Source organism: Streptomyces ossamyceticus (genome assembly GCF_001418475.1).
Lineage (GTDB): Bacteria > Actinomycetota > Actinomycetes > Streptomycetales > Streptomycetaceae > Streptomyces > Streptomyces ossamyceticus.
Map to the genome: position 1 here is coordinate 1 of NZ_LIQX01000964.1, position 3,080 is coordinate 3,080.

Below are 3,080 nucleotides of genomic sequence, written 5' to 3' on the forward strand. Positions count from 1 at the left end.
CGCGCCCCGCGCGGGGCGCGGCCGGGTAACGTGATCACACCGCTCTTTTGTTCGTACGACCCCCCTAGGACGTCTGCTGTGTCGTTCAGCCTGCCGTCGCGTGCCCCGTCCGGGCCGCGCAGAAGGACTTTGCTCGCCGGGGCCGCGGGTCTGGGCCTCCTCGCGGGGTGCTCGTCCGGGGGTGAGGGGACGGATGCCGCCGGGGGGAGTCCGTCGGCGGCCGAGAAGACGCGGGCCGGGGCGGCGCGGGACAGTGAGGCGCTCGTGGAGCGGTACGACGCCGTGCTCGCCGCCCATCCCGATCTGACCGGGCTGCTGACGCCACTGCGGGCGGAGGCCGTACGCCACGCGGAGGCGTTCGGGGGCGGGAAGCGCGCGAGGAAGCCCTCCGCGTCCCCTTCGCCGTCGCCGTCACCGTCCGTGTCCCCGTCCGCGTCGGCCTCCGGCGGGCCCGGCACCGTGCCGGCCGAGCCGAAGGCGGCGCTCGCCGGGCTGGCCGCGGCCGAGCGGAAGCTCGCCGACCGGCGGGGCAAGGCGTTGCTGGAGGTGCCGGGCGAGCTGGCCCGCCTGTTGTCGTCGGTGGCCGCGGCGGGGGCCGGGCACGCGTACTTGTTGACGGAGGGTGCGAAGTGAGCGGCGCGGAGCTGAAGGCGATGCAGGCGGCGCTCGGGGCCGAGCACGCCGCCGTGTACGGGTACGGCATCGTCGGCGGGAAGATCGGTGACGCCCGGCAGAGCGAGGCGCGGGAGGCGTACGACGCGCATCGGGCCCGGCGGGACCTGCTGACGCGGGCGGTGCGGGACCTCGACGGTCGACCCGAGGCGTCGGCGGCCGCGTACGCGCTGCCCTTTGCCGTGACGGACTCGGATTCCGCCGTACGGCTGGCCGTGGAGCTGGAGGAGCGGGTGGCCGGGGTGTACTCCGACCTGGTGCGGGCGGCGACCGGTGAGCGGCGCGCCTCGGCGGCCGAGGCGCTGCGGGAAGCGGCGGTGCGGGCGGTCAGGTGGCGCGGGGGAAGCGTAGCCTTCCCTGGTCTCGCCGAGCGTGCGGCCGGTGCCACCGCCTCGGCGGCACCGCGCACCTGATCACGGCCTGGAAGGGAACGACTCGCACATGACGCGCAGGGCTTTCGAGGCTTTCGAACCGCCGCAGCGGCTTGTGCGGGCGCTCGCCGAGACCCGGCAGAGCGGGGGCGACGGCGCCCAGGAGTGGCTGTCGCGGCTGCCCGACCTCCTTCAACAGGCCCTTGATCTACGCGAGTTGACCGTCGAGCGGGTGCAGGCGCCCGGCGGCCGCAGCAGTCTGGTGCTGCTCGTGCGGCAGATCGACGGCACCCCGGCCGTGCTGAAGCTGGCGCCGGCGCGGGCGCGGCCGGAGAGCGAGCGGGCGGCGCTCGCCCACTGGGACGGGCGGGGCGCGGTGGAGTTGCTGAACCCCGGGGACACTCAGGGTGTGCTGCTCCTGGAGCGGCTGCGCCCGGACCTGTCGGTGCGGTCGCTGCCCGAGGCGAAGGCACTGCTGGAGGCGGCGGCCACGCTGCGGCGGCTGTGGGTCGAGCCGCCCGAGGCGCATGTGTTCGAGACCGTGGCCGAGCGCACGGGCCGTCAGGCCGAGGCGATGCGTGCGGGCGCCGAGGTCGACGGCGAGGTCCGGGGCTTGGTGGAGGCGGCTCTCGCCGCGCGGGAGGAGCTGCTCGCCGCCGCTCCCGAGGAGCGGTTGCTGCACGGGACGTTCCGGCAGAGCAAGGTGCTGGCCGGGGATCGGTTGCCGTGGCTGGCGGTGGGGCCGGATCCGGTGGTCGGGGAGTGCGCGTTCGACCTGGCGCGGCTGGTGCGGGACCGGGTGGAGGACCTGATCGCCTCCCCGTCGGGTGCGGCGACGACCCGGCGACGGGTGAGGAAGCTGGCCGACTCGCTGGACGTGGACCAGGAGCGACTGCGGGGGTGGACGCTGTTCCGGGCCGTGGAGTCCGGGGTTCGGGCCCGGCGTGTGGGGCGCCCGCGCGACGCCGAACTGTTGCTGGAGTTCGCCGGCTGGCTGTGAGGCCGTCCCCGGAAGGGTCGGGGTTCGTTGGCGGACGCGGGTGCGTGGGTTTCTCGCGCGGACCCCACCCAGCCGGAACGGGCCCTGCGGGCCGATGAGAGGCGCGGGGCGCAGCCCCCGCTTCTCAGGGGCGCGGGGAACTGCGCGACCAGCCCCCACGCACCCGCTCGTCCGTACGGAGCCCGGCTCGGGCGGCCGCCGACTGCTCGACCGCCGGTGCCAGGTCAGGCGGTCGTCAGCCGGGCGATCGCCTCGTCGACGGTCAGTTCCTCGCGCTCGCCGGTGCGGCGATCCTTCAGCTCCAGGACGCCCTCGGCCGAGCGGCGGCCCGCGACCAGGATCTGCGGCACACCGATCAGCTCGGAGTCGGTGAACTTCACGCCCGGCGAGACCCCGGCGCGGTCGTCGACGAGGACCCGCAGGCCGGCGGCCCGCAGCTTCTCCGAGACCTCCAGGGCGAGTTCGGTCTGGAGGGCCTTGCCGGCGGCGACCACGTGCACGTCGGCCGGGGCGACCTCGGCGGGCCAGCACAGGCCCTTGTCGTCGGCGGTCTGCTCGGCGAGGGCCGCCACCGCGCGGGAGACGCCGATGCCGTACGAGCCCATGGTGACGCGGACGGGCTTGCCGTTCTGGCCGAGGACGTCGAGCTTGAGGGCGTCGGCGTACTTGCGGCCGAGCTGGAAGATGTGGCCGATCTCGATGGCGCGGTCCAGGCGCAGGCCGGTGCCGCACTTCGGGCACGGGTCGCCCTCCTGGACGACCACGACGTCCACGTACGCGCCGACCTCGAAGTCACGGCCCGCGACGACGTTCTTGGCGTGCGTGCCGGCCTTGTTGGCGCCGGTGATCCAGGAGGTGCCGGGGGCCACCCGCGGGTCGGCGACGTAGGTGACCTTCTCGCCGAGGCCCTGCGGGCCGACGTAGCCGCGGACCAGCTCGGGGTGGGCGACGAAGTCGTCCTCGGTGACCATCTCGACGACCGCCGGGGCGAAGTGCGCTTCGACCTTGCCCATGTCGACCTCGCGGTCCCCGGGGAC

The 3,080-nt window shown here is 75.2% G+C and carries 4 protein-coding genes; 3 read left to right on the forward strand and 1 reads right to left on the reverse strand.

Annotation, left to right across the window (positions count from 1 at the left end):
- Positions 1-78 precede the first annotated feature (78 nt).
- Genes AOK15_RS41015 through AOK15_RS41025 form a run of 3 tightly spaced genes read left to right on the forward strand, consistent with a single transcriptional unit; the run spans position 79 to position 2,043 of the window.
- Positions 79-633: a hypothetical protein gene (locus AOK15_RS41015; RefSeq protein ID WP_205632330.1), complete on the forward strand. Its 555-nt coding sequence runs from the start codon at positions 79-81 to the stop codon at positions 631-633.
- Positions 630-1,085: a ferritin-like domain-containing protein gene (locus AOK15_RS41020; protein WP_055524327.1), complete on the forward strand. Its 456-nt coding sequence runs from the start codon at positions 630-632 to the stop codon at positions 1,083-1,085. The genes AOK15_RS41015 and AOK15_RS41020 overlap by 4 nt, the downstream gene beginning before the upstream one ends.
- Before the next feature lie 28 nt (positions 1,086-1,113).
- Positions 1,114-2,043 carry an aminoglycoside phosphotransferase family protein gene (locus AOK15_RS41025; RefSeq protein WP_055524329.1) on the forward strand — a complete coding sequence of 310 codons (930 nt, stop codon included), beginning with the start codon at positions 1,114-1,116 and terminating at the stop codon, positions 2,041-2,043.
- Positions 2,044-2,267: 224 nt separating this feature from the next.
- Here the strand turns inward: AOK15_RS41025 and AOK15_RS41030 are convergent.
- On the reverse strand, positions 2,268-3,080 hold an 813-nt coding region (locus tag AOK15_RS41030), incomplete at its 5' end, for a His/Gly/Thr/Pro-type tRNA ligase C-terminal domain-containing protein (protein ID WP_240508836.1).